This is a genomic window from Roseivivax marinus (genome assembly GCF_900109705.1).
Classification (GTDB): Bacteria; Pseudomonadota; Alphaproteobacteria; order Rhodobacterales; family Rhodobacteraceae; genus Roseivivax; species Roseivivax marinus.
The window spans coordinates 1-17,365 of record NZ_FOAI01000006.1 but is presented as its reverse complement, the minus strand read 5'-3'; the positions used below and the strand labels follow the sequence as shown (position 1 = coordinate 17,365).

The following is a 17,365-nucleotide window of genomic DNA, read 5'->3' as shown; positions in this document are numbered from 1 at the left end:
AGAAATCCGGCAAATTCCTCTTGCAGGGTCCCGCGGTTTTTCTTAGACACCGCCCCACGCCAAGCGCGGCCCGTTCGTCTATCGGTTAGGACGCCAGGTTTTCAACCTGGAAAGAGGGGTTCGATTCCCCTACGGGCTGCCACTTTTCCTTGGCGCACCCCCCGAACACATCTCATACATGCGGCTGATCTGATCCAGTCGGACCGATGTTTCACGTCGGGCCTTGGCCGTCTCGGTGTTCCGGCCCCGCCCGGAGTGGGAGGCGGGACCGGTCTCGGTTTTGCGCTCAGACGAAGATGAAATCGTCGAGCGTCAGGTCGGAGGCCGCGACGCCCAGGAGATGGATGGTCTGGCCCTCGTAAGAGATCTGGGCCGCGGCGACGCCGCCCAGCGTGACGTCCGAGATGTCGAGCGCATCGACCCGGCCCTGCAGGCCCGAGCCCGGCGCGTTCTCGACGCCCGACAGGCGCAGGAGGTCCGTGCCGTCGTCGAAGTCGAGAATGCGGTCGGTCTCGCCGTCGAACCACTCGGTGAACACGAAGACGTCCGCCCCGGCGCCGCCGGACATGGTGTCGTTGCCGGGACCGCCGTTGATCGTGTCGTTGCCGGTGCCTCCCTCGATCCGGTCGTCGCGGCCGCCGCCGGCGAGGAAGTCGTCGCCGCTGCCGCCGAGCACGGTGTCGTTGCCTTCTCCTCCGCCGAGACTGTCGTTGCCGGTGCCGCCGTCGAGCGTGTCCTGACCGGTGCCGCCCCCGAGCGAGTCGTCTCCCGATCCGCCGACCACGCTGTCGTCGCCGAAGCTGGCGCCCATGGTGTCGTCGCCTTCACCCCCGAGCAGCACGTCGTCGCCGGGTCCGCCGTTGTTCACGTCGTTGCCGTCGCCCGCGTTGCTGACGTCGTCGCCGCGGCCACCGCCGATGGTGTCGTTTCCGTCGCCGCCCTCGATGGTGTCGTTGCCCTCTCCACCACCGATGAAGTCGTCGCCTTCGCCGCCGTTGACCTCGTCGTTGCCGTCCGAGGCCGCGATGGTGTCGTCGCCGCCCTGGCCCGAGAGGTCGTCGTCGTCCTCTCCGCCACCGATGACGTCATTGCCCGCACCGCCGAGCACGGTGTCGTCGCCGCCGTTGCCCGAGAGCGTGTCATCGAAATCGCCGCCCTCGATGAGCTCGTCGGTGCCGTCACCCTCGAAGACGATCGACGTAAGCTCTCCGGCCTCGACCAGCGTCGACGCCGTGGCAACGCCCAGCGATTGGGTCTCGGAGCTGGCCGAGGTCCGCACGAGGTTCGACAGGGCGAAGGACGCGGTCTCGTCGGCGCCGCCTGCGTCGTTCGAGGTCAGTTCCAGCGACACCGTCACGATGTCCGGGCCGCCGGCGGTGAACGTCGCCGTGCCCGACAGCGCGCCCGAGGCGATGTCTTCGGCGTCGATGCCGGTGATCGCGTAGTCCACGGTGAAGTTCGTGTCGGTGCTGCCGATCCGCACGACCGAGAAGCGCAGCGTGTCGCCCTCGACGACGGCGTCGGCATAGGCGTTCGCGTAGACCACCGTGTCGACCACGGTGTCGTTGTCGGGCGTGGCGTTCGCGAAGAACGACTGCACCTGGCCGAAGAAGCCGGAGCTGCCGAGCGGGCCGTTAAAGGCATCGAATCCGTCAGACCCGCTGGTGCCCACGCCGCCGGTTCCGCCCGTGCCGCCGAGACCGCCGTCGCCGCCGTCGCCGCGGGTGCCCGGATTGCCCCGGGTAAGGATGGCGTTCGCGTCTCCGAATGCGACCGCGCCGGTCACCGCAATTTCCCCGCCCTCGGTCCAGACACCGGCGCTGACCGACCCGCCAGTGCCTGCGGTGCCCCCGCGTCCTCCGGCGCCGCCGTCGCCGCCGTCGCCCCCGGCCGCGACGATGATGCCGCCGAGGCGACCGCCATCACCGCCGTCGCCTCCGCGTCCGCCCGCGCCGCCATCGCCGCCGTCGCCACCGACGCCGCCCCGGATGTCGAGGCCCGGCCCGAAGGCCGAATCCACGATGCTCAGGTCGCCCGCGTTGACCACGGTCGCCGCGTCGCCGCCGGTGCCTCCGGTTGCGCCGAGGCCGCCGACGCCGCCGTCGGTTCCGTCAGCGCCGGCCGTGGCTGTCTGCGGCGGGAAGACGATAAAATTGCGGCCGCTGGCGCCGTCGGTCCCGTTCAGGCCGTTTCCGCCGTTGGAGCCGTCCGCGCCGGGCTTCCCGAAGGCGTCGGATTCCTGGATCGCGACACGCGCGATCTCGAGGCTGCCGAGATTGAGGATCGAGGCCGCCTGCGCGATGTCGCCGGGAGACGCGCTCCCGAACCCGGTCGAGCGCCCGTCGGTCAGCACGAGATTGCGCAGGGTGGCGTCGCCGTCCTCGGTGACCATGAAGTGCATGCTCGAGTTCGCGGCCGAGATGGTCACGTCGCTGAGGCCGTCCCCGTTGATGTCGCCGTCGACGGTAATCTCGGTCGACAGGGTCAGGGTCCCTGCGAGGGTGACGTTGGTGATGCCGGGATCGAACAGGATCGTGTCCGGGCCCGCGGCGGCGTCGGCTTCGGCGATGGCCTCGCGAAGGGTAAGGACGCCGTCCGTGTCGTCGCTGGTATCCGCGCCGCTGGTGACTGTGAAAATGGCCATGTGACCTCCCGATATGACTTGATGCTTCAAAATGCGTGCCGGTCACGAATGCGAAATATGAGATGCGTGGTCGGAACGCCGCAATTAAAGGCACGAGAAGCCCTGCAAGCTACGGTTTTATCCGAGCGCAGGAATTAGGGCATAAGTTGAGCCGTGGCGCAGGGCGGACGCCCCGTTTCACCGGCAATGGCCGGGCCGGGCCTGTTCCGCCGTGGGCGCATCTGTCTGTATTATCTGTAATACAGATTTCTTCCATTTCGGGAAACATCGTGCTAGGCTCCGGTCAATCGCCGATGTCGACGGTGGCGTCGGACCGGATCACCTTCGGCCCATATTCGGAGGATACATGCGCGATCACCTGCGCCCCACGCTTCCCGAAGGCGGAAAGGCCCGCCGGGTCTACCTGCTGCTGCGCGACGATATCACGTCGGGCGTGCACGGTCCCGGAGCGCTTCTGCCCGGAGAGCAGCGCCTCGCCGAAAGCTACGGGGTCAGCCGGGTCACCATCCGTCGCGCGCTCGATGCGCTCGAGGGCGACGGGCTGATCGATCGGAGGGCGGGCAGCGGCACGCGTGTTTCGGCCGCGCCCGGCACCGAGGCGATGGCCGCCGACGTCACCACGCTGATCCCGCAGATCGTTCGCATGGGCCAGCATTCGGCGCGGCTCCTGTCGTTCTCCTACGACGTGCCGCCGGCGCAGGTCGCCCGCGAGATGGGGATCGCCGAGGGTGAGCGGGTGCAGACTGCCGTCCGCGTGCGCCTGGCCGAAGGACAGCCGTTCTCGCACCTGACGACCTACGTGCCCGAAGACATCGCGGCGAACTATTCCGAGGCCGATCTGGCCAACACGCCGCTCTACCAGCTGCTCGAACGCTCTGGCGTGCGGGTGGCCTCGGCGCACCAGACGGTAAGCGCGACGCTGGCCTCGCCGGACGTGGCGCAGGCACTGGAATGCTCGACCGGGTCGGGGCTGCTGTCGCTGCGCCGGGTGGTGCGGGACGCGCGCGGCCGCGTGGTCGAGCATCTTTCGGCCCTCTACCGACCCGACCGATTCAAGCTGGAGATGGCACTGACCCGGGTGGGGGCGGACGACGCGCGCCACTGGGAGCCGGTCGTGGGCGACCGCAGCGCCGAGGACATGGAAGACGGGAACGGAGGCAAGGCATGAGCCGCACGCTGGTCGACAAGCTCTGGGACGCGCACGAGGTCCGTGTCGATCCCGACGGCACGTCGCTGCTTTGGGTGGATCGCCATCTCGTGCACGAGGGGTCGCACCACGCCTTCGCCAAGCTCGCTGAGCGCGGACTGGAAGTGGCCGAGCCCGACCTGACCTTCGGCGTGGCCGATCACTACGCGCCCACGCGCGGCCGCGACGCGGTGGCCAATCCCGACATCGCCAAGATGCTCGATCGGCTCGAGACCAACACCGAACGTCACGGCATCCGTCTGTTCGGCCTGCGCGATCCGCGTCAGGGGATCGTGCATGTTCTGGGCCCCGAGCAGGGGCTGACGCTGCCGGGTCTTTCGATCAATTGCGGTGACAGCCACACTTCGACACACGGCGCCTTCGGCGCGCTGGCCTTCGGGATCGGCGCGACGCAGGTGGCGCACGTGCTGGCTACGCAGACGATCCGTGCGAGCCGGCCCAAGGCCATGCGAATCCGCGTGGACGGCGCGCTGGGGCCGGGCGTGACCGCCAAGGACATCGCCCTGCACTGGATCGCGCGGCTCGGCACCGGCGGGGCCACCGGCCACGCGGTGGAATACGCCGGCGAGGCGGTGCGGGCATTGTCGATGGAGGGGCGCATGACGCTGTGCAACCTCTCGATCGAGGGCGGCGCGCGCTTCGGGCTCGTGGCCCCGGACGAGACAACCTTCGACTACGTGAAAGGTCGGCCCTTCGCACCCGAGGGCGATGCATGGGACGGCGCGCTCGCCGCGTGGGCAGACCTGCACACGGACGCGGACGCGCGCTTCGACCGCGAGGTCGAAATCGACGCGGCCGGCATCGCACCCACCGTGACCTGGGGCACCTCGCCCGAGCAGGCCGCGCCGATCAGTGCCACGGTGCCCGATCCCGACACGCTCGACGCCGGACGGGCGCAAGCGGCGCGCGAAGCGCTGGATTACATGGGCCTGACACCGGGCGCGCCGCTCGATGGCATCGCGGTGGACCAGGTGTTCCTCGGCTCCTGCACCAATGCCCGGATCGAGGACCTGCGCGCCGCCGCGAAGGTGCTCGAAGGACGGCGCGCGAAGGTGCCCGGAGTGGTTTCGCCCGGCTCCATGCTGATCCGCGCGCAAGCCGAGCGCGAGGGCCTCGACAAGGTGTTCACGGATGCCGGCCTCGAATGGGTCGCCGCCGGGTGCTCCATGTGCGTCGGCATGAACGGCGACATCGTGGAGCCGGGCAAGCGCTGCGCGTCCTCGACAAACCGCAACTTTCGCGGGCGACAGGGGCGGGGTGCGCGCACGCACCTGATGTCCCCGGTGATGGTCGCCGCGGCGGCCGTGACCGGCACGCTCACCGACGCCCGCCCGCTTCTGGAGGGACGCGACCGATGACCGGATGGACGACGCACGAGGGTCTCGCTGTGGCGCTGCCGCGCGCGAACGTGGACACCGACCAGATCATCCCGGCGCGTTTCATGTCCGCGAGCCGGGCCGAGGGTTACGGCGGCTTTCTCTTCGCCGACCTGCGTGATGGCGATGCGGACTTCCCGCTCGACCGTCACCCCGACGCCTCCGTTCTCGTTGCCGGACCCAACTTCGGCAGCGGCTCCTCGCGCGAGGCGGCGGTCTACGCGCTGGTCGATGCTGGCATCCGCGTGGTCGTTGCCGAGAGCTTCGCCGACATCTTCGCGGGCAACGCCGTAAACAACGGTCTGCTGCCGGCAGCAGTGCGCGACGCGGCCGAGGTTCTCGAGGCGCTCGGGGACGGCACCGCCGAGGCGTCCGTAGACCTCGAAGCGGGTACGCTCACGATTGGCGGGCAGACCCACGGTTTCGACATCCCCGACATCTGGCGGCAGAAGCTCATCAACGGGTGGGACGATATCGACCTGACCCGTGCGCATCTCGACGACATCTCGGCTTACCGCCACCGGCGCGCGACGGACGCGCCGTGGGTCTGGGCCGGGGACGGCACCTCCTCCGCGGGCTGACCGCGGGGACCGATCCAACCAACGACTGCCCCGAAAAACGGCAGCGACAGACAAGGAGACGACCATGAAGATGACGACCATCGGTGGCACACTCGCGGGGATCATGACCCTCGCAAGCGCGGCGCAGGCACAGGAGACGCTGACCGCGGTCCATGCCTTCCCCGAGACGCTGATCTACACCCAGAGCTTCCTCGAGTTCGTAGACAAGGTGAACGAGCGTGGCGAGGGTGTCGTGCAGATCGAGGTCCGTGGCGGCCCCGAGGCAATGGGCATGTTCCAGCAGCCCGAGGCGGTCCGGAACGGCGTGGTGGACATGGTCTATACGCCCGGCTCGTTCTACGCGGGCACCGTGCCCGAGAAGGACGCGCTGGTGGCGTCGAACCTCACCGCCATCGAGACGCGCGAGAACGGCGGCATCGAGCTGATCGACCAGATCCACCAGGAGAAGATGGGCGTTAAGTATCTCGGGTGGTTCGACAGCGGGGTCTGCTACAACCTCTGGACCCGCAATGAGCCCGAGCTGGACGAGGACGGCAATCTCGACGTCTCCGGCCTGCGGCTGCGCGGCAACGCGGTCTACAACGCCTTCTTCACCGAGTATCTCGGCGCGCAGGTGATCGACCTGCCGACCACCGACGTCTACTCGGCGCTCGAGCGTGGCGTGGTCGACGCGACCGGCTGGACCCAGATCGGGCTGATCGACCTGAAATGGAACGACTTCCTGAACTACCGCATCGAGCCGTGCTTCTTCTCCACCGACCTGGGGGTGATCGTGAACCTCGACACGTGGGAGGGCCTCTCGGAAGAGGCGCAGACGATCCTTCAGGAGGTCGCGATCGAGCACGAGGCGTCTTCGGTCGAGGCAATGCGCGCCAAGCGTGACGAGGATTTCGCCGCGCTCGACGAGCAGGGCATGGAAGTGGTCGAGCTCGAGGGCGAGGCCGCGGCCGAGTATCTCGCCGCCGCACGCGAGCGCACCTGGGGCCGGATGCAGCGGCTGATGGAGGAGGCGCCGCAGGGGGCCGGAAACTATGACGCCCTGATCGAGCACTTCTACGACCCCGGGGCCGACGCCGAGTAACCGGCACACATCAATGGCGGCGCCCCGTCCCGGCCGGGAGGGGCGCCGCCTGCGTTTTCCCACCCCACGCGCGAAAGGCGATCTCATGCGATCTCTGCGCCGCGCCTATGACGGCTTCGTCACTCTGATGGCGATCGTCGCGGGCGCCATGCTTCTGTGGCTGATGGTGTCCATCGTGATCTCGGTCACGCTGCGAAACCTCGGGCTGCAACCCTACGCCTGGCTCTTCACCTCGTCCGAATACGCGCTGCTCTACATGACGATGCCGGGCGCGCCCTGGCTCGTGCGCGAGAAGGGCCATGTCCACATCGAGCTTCTGACCTCGGCGCTGCCGCCGGGGGGACAGGCTGCGGTCAGTCGCGCGGTCGCGGCCGCCTGTGTGCTGATCTCGGCGATCCTGGCCTGGAAAGGGGCGGAGCTCTTCTGGACCAACGTCGTCCGCAGCGACTTCGACGTGCGCGCCTACTTCACCCCGAAGTGGATCCTGACCATCGCGTTCCCGATCAGCTTCACGCTGATGGCGATCGAATTCGGGCGCTTCGTGTTCGGCGAGGAGCTGATGCATTCCGGCGAGGCGGGGGTGCACGAATGATGGAATGGTACGGAGCGCTCGGCCTTCTGCTGGGCGCGATCATGGTGCTGATGGCCACGGGTATGCCTGTGGCGCTGGCCTTCCTCGCGGCCAACATCCTTGGCGCATGGATCTTCATGGGGGGCGGCGCGGGCATCATCCAGCTGCTCGACAATGGCTTCGGAGCGGTGACGAGCTTTGCGCTGGTGCCGATCCCGCTCTTCCTGCTGATGGGCGAGCTGTTCTTCTTCACCGGACTCGGCACGCGGATGTTCGGCGCCATCGACAAGCTGCTCGGGCGCCTGCCGGGCCGGCTGTCCTACGTCACCGTGATCGGCGGGACCGGCTTCTCGACGTTGTCGGGCTCGTCCATGGGCTCCACCGCCCTTCTGGGCGCGCTGATGGTGCCCGAGATGATCGAGCGCGGCTACAAGCGGCACATGTCGATCGGGCCGATCCTCGGGACCGGCGGCCTTGCCATCATCATCCCGCCCTCTGCGCTGGCGGTGCTGCTGGCAACGCTTGCCCGCGTGGACGTGGGGGCGCTGCTGCTGGCGGGCGTGGTGCCGGGCCTGATCCTCGCGGGCCTCTACGTCGCGACGATCTGGCTGCAGGTCAAGATCGACCCCGACGCGGCGCCGGCCTACGAGGTGCCCTACATGTCGCTCGGCGAGAAGTTGAAGCTCGTGATGCGCGACGTGGTGCCGATGCTGTCGGTGATGGTCCTGACCGTCGCGGGCATGATCGGCGGCGTCTTCACGCCGTCGGAGGCCGCGGCCTTCGGGGCGCTCGGGGTGCTGATCCTCGCCGCGATCTTCCGGGGCCTGACATGGGAGTCGCTGGTGGAATCGATCCGGGGCGCGCTCAAGGTCACGCTGATGGCCTACCTGATCGTCTTTGGCTCCGCCACGTTCAGCCAGCTTCTGGCGTTCTCGGGCGCCTCGTCGGGACTGATCGACTGGGCGACCGGGTTCGAGCTTTCGGCACTGGCGATGCTTTGCGTGATGTTCGCGGTGCTGCTGCTTCTGGGCATGTTCATGGAGCAGATCTCGATCATGCTGCTGACTGTGCCGATCTTCTTTCCGCTGGCGCAGTCGCTGGGTTTCGATCCTGTGTGGTTCGGGCTGGTGATGCTGCTGGCGCTGGAGATCAGCTTTACCACGCCGCCCTTCGGGTTGCTGCTCTTCGTGATGAAGGGCGTGGCGCCCCCGGGCACCACCATGCGCGACATCTACGGCGCGGCGTTCCCGTTCATCGGCTGCTCGCTTCTCCTGGTGGCGCTGCTGGTGGCGTTCCCACAGCTGGCGCTGTGGTTGCCGGGACGCTGAGGTCAGCCCGGGGGCGGCGAGAGCCGCCCCCGGGGTAACACGGGGTCCGGTCGGGCAGAGAACGGCGCACCTGTGGGAGGCCGAGCCCGTAGGCGCGAGGTGCATCGCCGGTCCGCAGGCGCACCGGCCTCGTTTCGGGTCGGACGATTTCGCCGCAGAAAAGCTTTGGGGAAGCCTACGCGGGCAAAGACGCTCTCTCCCCGTTCAAAGCAAATCACTGGAAGTGCAGCGCGGGCGGCGGGACGGGCAGGCGGCTTCTGAAGCTCATCTTCGGGATGCGGAGCGACGTCCCCGTGTTTCCAACGCTTCGAATGATCCCGAGTAAACCGAGCGGGTTGGACGTCGTGCCCGCAGCCTCGTCCTGCCGCCGGTCGATGCGGCGGCCGCGTACCGCGCGGCGGCTTGCGGCCGCGGTCCCTGGCGGGCGTGGGGGGCTCGGAGAAGATGAGGAAGCGGGCGGACAGCGTCCGCCGGCCTCTCAGACCTTCGCTGCTCCTGCGGCACGTCCCAGCACCACTGCCGCGAGAAGGCCGTTGCCGGACAGGTAGCCGCTGTCGCCCTTGCCCGAGACGCCGCAGGCGGCGCCGCCGGCGGCGAAGAGGTTGGGGAAGACGCTGCCGTCCTCGTGCAGAACGCGGCCCGTGCCGTCGGTCTCTAGACCGCCCTGCGTATGGAAGAGCGCCCCGGTGACCCGCACGCCGCAATAGGGCGGAGCGAGCGACGCGACGCCGGTCCAGTCGCGGCCAAAGGCGTCCTCGCCCGCACCCGGCCGGTCCGACAGCGCGCGCGCCACCGCAGCGGGCGTGAGGCCCAGGGCCTCCGCCAGCGCCTCGGGCGTGTCTGCCGTCACGACTGCGCCCTGCGCCTCGGCATTGCGAAAGTCCTCGAACTGGCGGGCGATCCCGGCGATGCGGCTGTCGAACAGTGTCCACGCCTCGCCGCCTGGCTGGGCGAGCACCGAACGCGCCGCCTCGGAATAGCCCTGCGCCTCGTTCCAGAAGCGATCGCCGTTGCGGTTCACCTGAACGCCGCCCTCGGTGATCGTGGCCCAGGTGATGAGGATGCCGTGCGGGTGCGCGACGTTGCCGTGCCCCTGGTAGGCGCCCAGATGCCGCGTCCGCGCGCCAAGCGCGCCGGCCCAGTCCACGGCCTCGCCGCGGTTGCCGTCATGGCCGAACCAGAGTGCGTCCTCGATCTGGGGCATGTGCCGGGCAACCATGTCACGGTTGCCCCCGAAGCCGTTGCAGGCCAGCACGAGCTTGGCGCAGCCCACGGTCTCGACGCCGCCATCCGGGCGGCGCATGGCCACGCCGGTGATCCGGGTGCCCTCGTGGAAGAGCGTCTCGGCCCGCCGGTCGCAGATCACGTCAATGCCCGCCGCCTCGGCGGTGGCGCGCAGCGTGTCGATCAGCTCGCGCCCCGCGCGAGAGGGCAGGCCGTGCATCCGGCGCCGGGAATGGCCGGGATAGTCGAAATCGGTGACCACCGAGAACGGCAGGCCGTGCGTCTCGGCCAGCCATTCGACCACCGGGGCAGATCCGCGTGCGAGCGCGTCGACCAGCGCCGGGTCGTTCTCGTTGTGCGCCTTGGCCTGGATGTCGGCGGCGAAGCGGTCGGGGTCGTCCTCGATCCCGGCGTCGCGCTGGAACGCGGTGCCTGCTGCCGGGATCAGCCCGGCGGACAGCGCGGTCGAACCCTGCGGGACGGGGTCCGCCTCGATCACCAGAACCTCCTGTCCGGCCTCGTGGGCGGCCAGCGCCGCGACCATGCCGCAGGCGCCGCCGCCGACGATCAGCGTGCCGACCTCGAAGTCGAAGGCGTCGGGCGTGGGCGCGGCATCAGCCATCGCTGCCATCCCACTTGCGGCCTTCTGCCAGCATTTCGGGGGTTCCGATCACCTCGTTCAGGCCGCCGAAATCGAACATCCGATCCCCGAACGGCCGGTTCGATCCGTTCTGCGCGAGGCTGGCGTAGTAATCCTGGGCGGTCTTGGCCAGCGCGCGGACGATCCCGCCGGGAAAGATGACGATGGAAAAGCCCATGCTCTGCAGGTCCTCGGCGGACGAAATCGGCGTGGCGCCGCCTTCGACCATGTTCGCCAGCAAAGGGATGCGGTCGCCGAAGGTTTGCGCCACACGGGTCATCTCGTCGCCCGAGCGGGGCGCTTCGATGAAGAGGGCATCGGCGCCGGCGGCGATGTAGGCTTCGGCGCGGGCGAAGGCGGCGTCGATGCCCTCGACCGCGATGGCATCGGTTCGTGCGATGATAAGTGTCTCGTCCGAGGCCCGGGCCTCGGCCATGGCGCCGATCTTGCCGGCCATTTCGGCCTGCGGGATGAGCGACTTGTCGGCGAGGTGGCCGCAGCGCTTGGGATAGCTCTGGTCCTCGACCTGAAGCGCCGCGGCGCCCGCGCGTTCGTACATCCGCATGGTGCGCTGCGCGTTCAGCGCGTTCCCGAAACCGGTATCGGCGTCGATGATGACGGGCAGGGACACCCGGTCCGCGATCAGCGCCATGGTGTCGGCCATCTCGGTCGCGCTGGTCAGGCCGATGTCGGGGCGTCCGAGGCGGGTGTAGGCCACTGCCGCGCCCGAGAGGTAGAGCGCCTCGAAGCCGGCCTCGGCGGCGAGCGCCGCCGTCAGCGCGTCATAGACCCCGGGCGCGACGAGGATCGGGTCCTCGGCCAGTCGTGCGCGCAGGCTCATGTCGCGCCCTCCGCCATCGCGGCCGCCTCGGCGCAGGTCATTTGCGGGCCGAGCGAGCCAAGCGCGGTGAGCGTGGCTGCGTGGACCTCGTCCTTGAACGCCGCGCAGCCGTCGGTCAGCAGGACGGTATGGATGTCGCGCAGGTGTGCGTCGCGCACGCTCGAGGCCACGCCGCCGTTGGTGACGATCCCGCCCACGATCACGGTGTCGATGCCGAGCTTGCGCAGGATGAACTCCAGCCGCGTCTGGTAGAATGCGGAATAGGCGACCTTCTCGACGGTGTAGTCGGCGGGACCGAGCTCATCGACGAGCTGGTGGCCGAACTTGCCCGGGGCGAAATCGCCCTTGCCGAGGAAGGGGCGCAGCTCCTTCAGGTGGGGCGAGATCAGCGGCTCGTCATTGGGCCCCGGCACCAGAGTGAACTGGGCCGAGACGTAGGTGCCGCCGGCGGCGCGCAGCGCGTCGCGCAGGGGGCGGATGCGCGCGGGCAGGGCGGCGATGGCGTCGGCGCGCTGGTTCGCTCGGCCGTAAGCGCCTTCGGGGTGCAGGAAGTCGTTCTGCAGGTCGATGGTCAGAAGCGCGGTGCGCTTCGGGTCGAAGTTCTCAGCCATGGGAGTCCTTCCGGGTGATGATGGTGTTGCCGAACGCGTCCACGCGGCCGGTCAGATCGGGCTCGATCAGGACGGTGGTGTCCGCCTGTTCGAGGATCGCCGGGCCCGCGACCTCGGCGCCCACGGGCAGGGCGAGGCGATCGTAGATCGCCGTGTCGTGCCAGTCGTCGCCGAAATGCACCCGGCGTGATCCCTTGAGCGCATCCTCGACGCTGCCGCCAGAGGGGGCGAGTGTTGTCAGGTCGAACTTGGGATGTTTGCCGATCACCGCCGAGCGCAGGTTCATCACGCGGCGGGTGCCGTTCGGCAGAAGCCGTCCGTATGCGGTGTTGTAGGCATCGTCGAAGGCCTCGGCCACCTGCTTGGCATTCGGTGCATGGACCTTGCCGTTGCGCACCTCGACCGGGATCGGCACGGACACGGTGTGGGTCTGGCCGACATAGGCCATGTCGAGTTCGAACACGGTCTCGCGCGCCTCGAACCGGGTCTCGGTCCCCTCGAGCATGGCGGTGCCGGTGTTCACGTGGTCCTGCATGAAGCGGGTGAGGGCGGCGGTGTCGAGGTCGTCCACGGTCGAATTGATCGTCTGCACGAAGTCCTGCCGCATGTCGGCAATGACGCAGCCTATGGCCGATGTGACGCCGGGATAGCGCGGGACGATCGCCCGCCCGATGCCGACCTCGGCCAGCATCGCCCCGGTGTGCAGCGCACCGCCGCCGCCGAAGGGCATGAAGGCAAAGCGCTTGGGGTCGAAGCCGCGTTCGATGCTGACGAGACGGATGGCCCCCGCCATGCGCGAGTTCGCCACCCGCAGGATCGCCTCGGCCGCCTGCACCGTCGACAGGCCGAGCTTGTCGCCCACGTGGATGTCGATCGCGCGGCCCGCCGCGTCCACGTCGAGGCGGTCGAGCTTGCCGCCGATGGGATTGTCCGGATCGATCCGGCCCAGCACCACGTTGGCATCGGTGACCGTGGGCCGGTCGTTGCCCTGCCCGTAGGCGACCGGGCCGGGGGTGGAGCCCGCGCTTTCGGGGCCGATATTCAACAGGCCGCCCTTATCGACCCAGGCGATGGACCCGCCGCCCGCGCCGATGGTGGTGATCTCGATCATCGGTGTCCGCACGACCATGCCGAAGTCGATGGAAGTCTGCGGCGCGAGCATCGAATGCCCGTCGGCGATCAGCGAGACGTCGAAGCTGGTGCCGCCCATGTCGCCGGTGATGACGTCCGGAAACCCGGCCTCGCCCGCGATGTAGCCCGCGGCGATCACGCCGGCCGCAGGACCGGAGAGCGCCGTGCGGACGGGCAGCTGGCACGCGGTCTCGACACCCATGACGCCGCCGTTCGACTGCACGATCATGAATTCCGACCCGAAGCCTCCCTCTCGCAGGGCACCGTCGAGACGGTTCAGGTAACCCGACACCTCTGGCTGGAGGTAGGCGTTGAGCGCGGTGGTCGAAAACCGCTCGAACTCGCGGATCTCGGGCAGGATCTCGGACGAGCAGGAGACGTGCGGATTGGGCCATGTCTCGCGCAGGGCGGCGACGGCTTTCGCCTCGTTCTCGGGGTTGGCGTAGGAGTTGGCGAAGAGCACCGCGACCGCTTCGCAACCGGCCGCGCGGAGATGCTCTGCCGCCGCGCGCACCGCGTCGAGATCGACCGCCGTGCGGATGGTGCCGTCGGCGAGCGTGCGCTCGGGCACCTCGAGGCGCAGGTCGCGGGGCACGACCGGTTCGAACTCGCCGCGCAGACCCCAGGTGCGGGGCCGGTCGCGGCGGCGCATCTCGAGCACGTCGCGGAGGCCCTCGGTGGTGATGACGCCGATCCGCGCGCCCTTGCGTTCGAGAAGCGCGTTGGTGCCGGCGGTGGTCCCGTGGATCACAGCGCTGACGCCCGAGAGGTCGTCGGTCTCGCGGCGAATTCCCTCGAGAAAACCGCCGGACTGGTCCGGGCGGGTCGTCGGCACCTTGGCCACGCGCGCCTCGCCCGCGGCCTCGTCGAGGAAGAAGACGTCGGTGAACGTGCCGCCCACGTCCACGCCGATCATGCGCTTGCCGGTGGTCTCGGTCATGCCGCACCTCCACGGCCGTAAAGCCGTTCTGCCGCATCCGCCCCGAGCAACCCGCGTTCCACGTCGCGCGCGACCGCTTCGGGGTCGCGCTCGGCCGCCGGGCCGTAGCCGCCGCCGCCGGGGGTCTCGAGCCTCACCGCCTGTCCCTGTCTCAACTGTATTCCCCGCATCTTGGAGACCATCGGCGGCTGCGCCCAACCGTCGTCGGTCTGGTAGGAGAAGCGGTTGGTCGCCGCCTCGCTGCCGCCGGCCACGCCCTTTGGCGCGTGCTTGCCGCGTTCGCCGAAGAGAAAGACCTCGGCCCCGTTCTCTTCGAGCACCTCGATTTCGTAGATCGCGCCCAGCCCGCCGCGATGACGTCCGGCGCCGCCGGAGTCGGGGCGCAGCGCCCATTGCCGGAACATCACCGGGTAGGCGGCCTCCAGGATCTCCATTGGCGGGATCGTCGCGGTCGAGATCGGCGCGCTGCCGTGGTTCAGCCCGTCCGACTCGGGCGAACCGCCGTGGCCGCCGCCGTAGAACGAGAACATCACCCACGGCTGGCCATTCTTCTTGCGTCCCGCGATCGAGAGCGCGTTGATCGTGCCGTAGGCGTTGGCCACCACCCGGTCGGGCGCGGCTTGCGACGCGGCGGCGAAGATCACGTCGATCATCCTCAGGATCGTTTCGGTGTATCCGCTGACCGGGGCGGGAAACTCTGCGGACAGAAGCGAGCCTTCCGGAATGCGCACGTCGATGGCCCGCATCACGCCGGCATTGGCCGGCAGCATCGGGAAGATGTGCTTGATCGCGACGTAGGCGGTCGCCACCGCCGTCGGCCGCGCGATGTTCACCGGCCCCTGGCAGCGGTCCGCCGTGCCCTCGAAATCCAGCGTCATGCGGTCGCCGCGGATTTCCAGCGCCACCCGGATCGGCAGCGCCTCGTCCACGATGCCGTCATTGTCGAGAAAATCCTCGGCCTCCCAGCGACCGTCGGGTAATGCGTCCAGCTCGGCCCGCATCAGCGTGTCGGCGCGATCCGAAAGCGCGTCGAGCGCTGCGGACACCGTTCCGCCGCCGTATTCGCCCAGCAGTTCGTCCATGCGCTTCACGCCGAGGTCGAGCGCCCCGAGCTGTCCGTTGAGATCGCCTTCGGCCGATTGCGGCAGGCGGGTGTTGCGCAGGATGATGTCGAGCACGCCCCGATCCATCTCGCCCGCGCGGGCGAGCTTCACTGGTGGCAGCACGAAGGCTTCCTGGAAGGCGTCCTTGGCCGCCGGATTGTAGTTGCCGGGCGCGCCGCCGCCGAGGTCGTGCCAGTGCCCGACCGAGGCCAGCCAGCAGAACAGCTCTCCGTCGCGGAAGTAGGGGCGCACCAGCCGCATGTCGTTGAGGTGCGTGCCCCCGAGATGCGCGTCGTTGAAGATCCAGATGTCGCCGTCCTGCGGCGTCTCGCCGGTCTCGCGCACCTTGTCGATGACCGCGCGCACGGCGAAGGACATGACGCCGACGAAGATCGGCAGGCCGGATTTGCCCTGCACCAGGGTGTCGCCGGTCCGGGCGTGGTAAAGGCCGTGGCTGGCGTCATGCGCCTCGGCGATGATCGGGTTGAAGGCCGCGCGGAACAGGGTCGCGTCCATCTCGTCGGCGATCTGTTCCATTCGGCCGGCCAGCACGGCCAGCGTGATCGGGTCTATGGCTGCGTCGCTCAAGGGCGCACCTCCGCTATGTCGTTCCAGACGTCCTGTTTCGTGATGAGCCCCGCCTCGAGCTCGAACCGGTCGATGAACCGGATGCCTTCGAAGGGCGTGCCATCGGGCCACGCGCCGTGCAGCGTGCCGCGGGCGTAGACCACGGCGGGGCCGGGGGTGGGGCAGGGTTCGAAAGCCTCGTAGGTCTTGGCCACGTGGCGGTAGCGCGGCTTCGACCACGCGATCAGCTCGTCTAGCGTGGTCATCGGTCCGCTGCCGGGGAAGGTCATGATGAAGCCCGGCCCGAGGCAGGCCCGCGCCGCGTCGAGATCGCGCGCCTCCATGGCGTCGAGGTAGCCGCGCACCACGGCGCACGGATCGGGAAGGGCAGGCGCGCCCGCGCGCTGCGTACGTCCACGCATGTACTGGGAGGGCGCGCGCTCGTGGATCATCACCGTGATCGCCTCGGGCGCGGCGGGAACGACGAGCCGGACGGCGTCGGTCAGCGCCTCGCCGAGCCGCGTGCGGGCGGCGTCGTCGTATCCCTCCAGCAGGTGCAGTTCGACGATGGGCATGGCTCTGGCTCCCCGGTCATCCTGTATCTTCTATAATACAGAAAGATGTCTGGGGAAAGAACGAAGGCACGGACGGCCCGGCTGGTTTCCTCAGAAAACGCCGAGGGCGAGCCCTGCCGCGAGAGCCTGGCCGAGTTCACCGCAACGCTCGAGATCGCTGTCGGAAATGGTCTTCGGGGCCTGGATGGCCTCGGGGGTCTGGGCATGGGTGCAGACGATCAGGGGGTCGTGCACCTCGCGAAGCCTCCAGCCCTGGGCGATGCGTGCAACCTGCCGGGCGGCGTTCTCGCCGTCCGAGCCCGCGCAGACCATCTGGGCGTAGGGTCGGCCCTCAATCCGGCCGAGCACCGGGTAGTAGCTGCGATCGAAGAAGTCCTTCATCACCCCGGCGATCGCCGCGAGGTTCTCCGGGCCCGCGAAGAGGTATCCATCGGCGGCGAGCAGGTCGTCGGGGCCGGCCGCGTCCGCCGTCAGCGAACGCACGTCTTCATGTAACTCTTCGCGCGCGCGCGCGTAGGCCGCGTCGGCCATCTGGCGTGTGCCGCCGGTCGAGGAGTGGTGGACGATCAGCAGACGGGGCATCGTTTGGGCCTCCTGGTCGGGGTTCGGTGCGATCGAGAAGAATCGTAGAGCGGGGCAGGGGGGCAGACAGTCCGCGCACCGAGGATTCGACTCGCGAACCGGGGTGACTCGGGCCGCGACGGCGCGAGTCGCTGCCGATTCAGCCGCGATTCACCTCAGATCCCGCGGTTCGAGCGTGATCGGGCCTTGGGCTGTGCCGCCTCAAGATGCACGCGACCCCGCTCGAAGCCCTTGTATGACGGGTTTTTCAAAAAAAGTTCGCCTTGGATGATTTTTCCTGTTGCAGGGTTTGGCGGTTATCCGTAGATAGCCCCTCACCGGCGGCGCTGAGGCGCCAACGGGACGCCAGACGGGGCGGACGGG

14 protein-coding genes and 1 tRNA gene are annotated in these 17,365 nt (G+C 68.9%); 7 read left to right on the top strand and 8 right to left on the bottom strand.

From position 1 onward, the window contains the following. Window positions 1-67: 67 nt before the first annotated feature. Window positions 68-142: transfer RNA gene (locus BMX29_RS08835), tRNA-Glu, on the top strand. Window positions 143-286: 144 nt separating this feature from the next. On the opposite strand, the gene BMX29_RS08830 is transcribed toward BMX29_RS08835, so the two are convergent. Further along, a complete protein-coding gene (locus BMX29_RS08830; RefSeq protein WP_092812030.1) occupies window positions 287-2,644 on the bottom strand; it encodes a calcium-binding protein in 2,358 nt (785 codons plus the stop codon). Window positions 2,645-2,990: 346 nt separating this feature from the next. Here BMX29_RS08830 and BMX29_RS08825 point away from each other — a divergent pair, with 346 nt between their 5' ends. The 6 genes from BMX29_RS08825 to BMX29_RS08800 all read left to right on the top strand — a co-directional run bounded on the left by BMX29_RS08825 (window position 2,991) and on the right by BMX29_RS08800 (window position 8,788). Further along, a complete protein-coding gene (locus tag BMX29_RS08825) occupies window positions 2,991-3,812 on the top strand; it encodes a GntR family transcriptional regulator (protein ID WP_043844530.1) in 822 nt (273 codons plus the stop codon). Then, window positions 3,809-5,209 (top strand): 3-isopropylmalate dehydratase large subunit, encoded by a 1,401-nt coding sequence (gene leuC / locus BMX29_RS08820; RefSeq protein WP_092812028.1) that lies wholly within the window; start codon window positions 3,809-3,811, stop codon window positions 5,207-5,209. Before BMX29_RS08825 ends, leuC begins: the two co-directional genes overlap by 4 nt. Then, window positions 5,206-5,808: a 3-isopropylmalate dehydratase small subunit gene (gene leuD / locus BMX29_RS08815; protein WP_092812026.1), complete on the top strand. Its 603-nt coding sequence runs from the start codon at window positions 5,206-5,208 to the stop codon at window positions 5,806-5,808. Before leuC ends, leuD begins: the two co-directional genes overlap by 4 nt. A 64-nt stretch (window positions 5,809-5,872) precedes the next feature. Beyond that, a complete protein-coding gene (gene dctP / locus BMX29_RS08810; RefSeq protein WP_092812024.1) occupies window positions 5,873-6,889 on the top strand; it encodes a TRAP transporter substrate-binding protein DctP in 1,017 nt (338 codons plus the stop codon). 85 nt (window positions 6,890-6,974) lie between these two features. Further along, window positions 6,975-7,481, top strand: a complete 507-nt coding sequence (locus tag BMX29_RS08805; protein ID WP_092812022.1) for a TRAP transporter small permease — start codon at window positions 6,975-6,977, stop codon at window positions 7,479-7,481. Next, window positions 7,481-8,788 (top strand): TRAP transporter large permease, encoded by a 1,308-nt coding sequence (locus BMX29_RS08800; RefSeq protein ID WP_092812357.1) that lies wholly within the window; start codon window positions 7,481-7,483, stop codon window positions 8,786-8,788. The genes BMX29_RS08805 and BMX29_RS08800 overlap by 1 nt, the downstream gene beginning before the upstream one ends. A 478-nt stretch (window positions 8,789-9,266) precedes the next feature. Here the strand turns inward: BMX29_RS08800 and BMX29_RS08795 are convergent, their stop codons facing one another. The 7 genes from BMX29_RS08795 to BMX29_RS08765 all read right to left on the bottom strand — a co-directional run bounded on the left by BMX29_RS08795 (window position 9,267) and on the right by BMX29_RS08765 (window position 17,002). Next, the gene (locus BMX29_RS08795; protein WP_092812355.1) at window positions 9,267-10,634 is read right to left on the bottom strand and encodes an FAD-dependent oxidoreductase; all 1,368 of its coding nucleotides are present in this window, start codon (window positions 10,632-10,634) and stop codon (window positions 9,267-9,269) included. Continuing rightward, window positions 10,627-11,493, bottom strand: coding sequence for an isocitrate lyase/PEP mutase family protein (locus tag BMX29_RS08790; RefSeq protein WP_043847531.1), 867 nt, complete (start codon window positions 11,491-11,493; stop codon window positions 10,627-10,629). Before BMX29_RS08790 ends, BMX29_RS08795 begins: the two co-directional genes overlap by 8 nt. Beyond that, window positions 11,490-12,104, bottom strand: a complete 615-nt coding sequence (locus BMX29_RS08785; protein WP_092812020.1) for a cysteine hydrolase family protein — start codon at window positions 12,102-12,104, stop codon at window positions 11,490-11,492. Before BMX29_RS08785 ends, BMX29_RS08790 begins: the two co-directional genes overlap by 4 nt. Beyond that, complete coding sequence (locus BMX29_RS08780; protein ID WP_092812018.1) at window positions 12,097-14,175, bottom strand: hydantoinase/oxoprolinase family protein; 2,079 nt, start codon at window positions 14,173-14,175, stop codon at window positions 12,097-12,099. Before BMX29_RS08780 ends, BMX29_RS08785 begins: the two co-directional genes overlap by 8 nt. Continuing rightward, a complete protein-coding gene (locus tag BMX29_RS08775; protein ID WP_092812016.1) occupies window positions 14,172-15,866 on the bottom strand; it encodes a hydantoinase B/oxoprolinase family protein in 1,695 nt (564 codons plus the stop codon). Before BMX29_RS08775 ends, BMX29_RS08780 begins: the two co-directional genes overlap by 4 nt. Then, the gene (locus BMX29_RS08770) at window positions 15,863-16,420 is read right to left on the bottom strand and encodes a nuclear transport factor 2 family protein (protein ID WP_092812014.1); all 558 of its coding nucleotides are present in this window, start codon (window positions 16,418-16,420) and stop codon (window positions 15,863-15,865) included. The genes BMX29_RS08775 and BMX29_RS08770 overlap by 4 nt, the downstream gene beginning before the upstream one ends. Before the next feature lie 90 nt (window positions 16,421-16,510). Next, complete coding sequence (locus tag BMX29_RS08765; protein WP_092812012.1) at window positions 16,511-17,002, bottom strand: flavodoxin family protein; 492 nt, start codon at window positions 17,000-17,002, stop codon at window positions 16,511-16,513. Window positions 17,003-17,365: the final 363 nt, after the last annotated feature.

Coding starts and splice junctions, on each gene's coding strand:
- BMX29_RS08830 (WP_092812030.1), bottom strand. CDS start 2,644: ATGGCCATTTTCACAGTCACCAGCGGCGCGGATACCAGCGACGACACG.
- BMX29_RS08825 (WP_043844530.1), top strand. CDS start 2,991: ATGCGCGATCACCTGCGCCCCACGCTTCCCGAAGGCGGAAAGGCCCGC.
- leuC (WP_092812028.1), top strand. CDS start 3,809: ATGAGCCGCACGCTGGTCGACAAGCTCTGGGACGCGCACGAGGTCCGT.
- leuD (WP_092812026.1), top strand. CDS start 5,206: ATGACCGGATGGACGACGCACGAGGGTCTCGCTGTGGCGCTGCCGCGC.
- dctP (WP_092812024.1), top strand. CDS start 5,873: ATGAAGATGACGACCATCGGTGGCACACTCGCGGGGATCATGACCCTC.
- BMX29_RS08805 (WP_092812022.1), top strand. CDS start 6,975: ATGCGATCTCTGCGCCGCGCCTATGACGGCTTCGTCACTCTGATGGCG.
- BMX29_RS08800 (WP_092812357.1), top strand. CDS start 7,481: ATGGAATGGTACGGAGCGCTCGGCCTTCTGCTGGGCGCGATCATGGTG.
- BMX29_RS08795 (WP_092812355.1), bottom strand. CDS start 10,634: ATGGCTGATGCCGCGCCCACGCCCGACGCCTTCGACTTCGAGGTCGGC.
- BMX29_RS08790 (WP_043847531.1), bottom strand. CDS start 11,493: ATGAGCCTGCGCGCACGACTGGCCGAGGACCCGATCCTCGTCGCGCCC.
- BMX29_RS08785 (WP_092812020.1), bottom strand. CDS start 12,104: ATGGCTGAGAACTTCGACCCGAAGCGCACCGCGCTTCTGACCATCGAC.
- BMX29_RS08780 (WP_092812018.1), bottom strand. CDS start 14,175: ATGACCGAGACCACCGGCAAGCGCATGATCGGCGTGGACGTGGGCGGC.
- BMX29_RS08770 (WP_092812014.1), bottom strand. CDS start 16,420: ATGCCCATCGTCGAACTGCACCTGCTGGAGGGATACGACGACGCCGCC.
- BMX29_RS08765 (WP_092812012.1), bottom strand. CDS start 17,002: ATGCCCCGTCTGCTGATCGTCCACCACTCCTCGACCGGCGGCACACGC.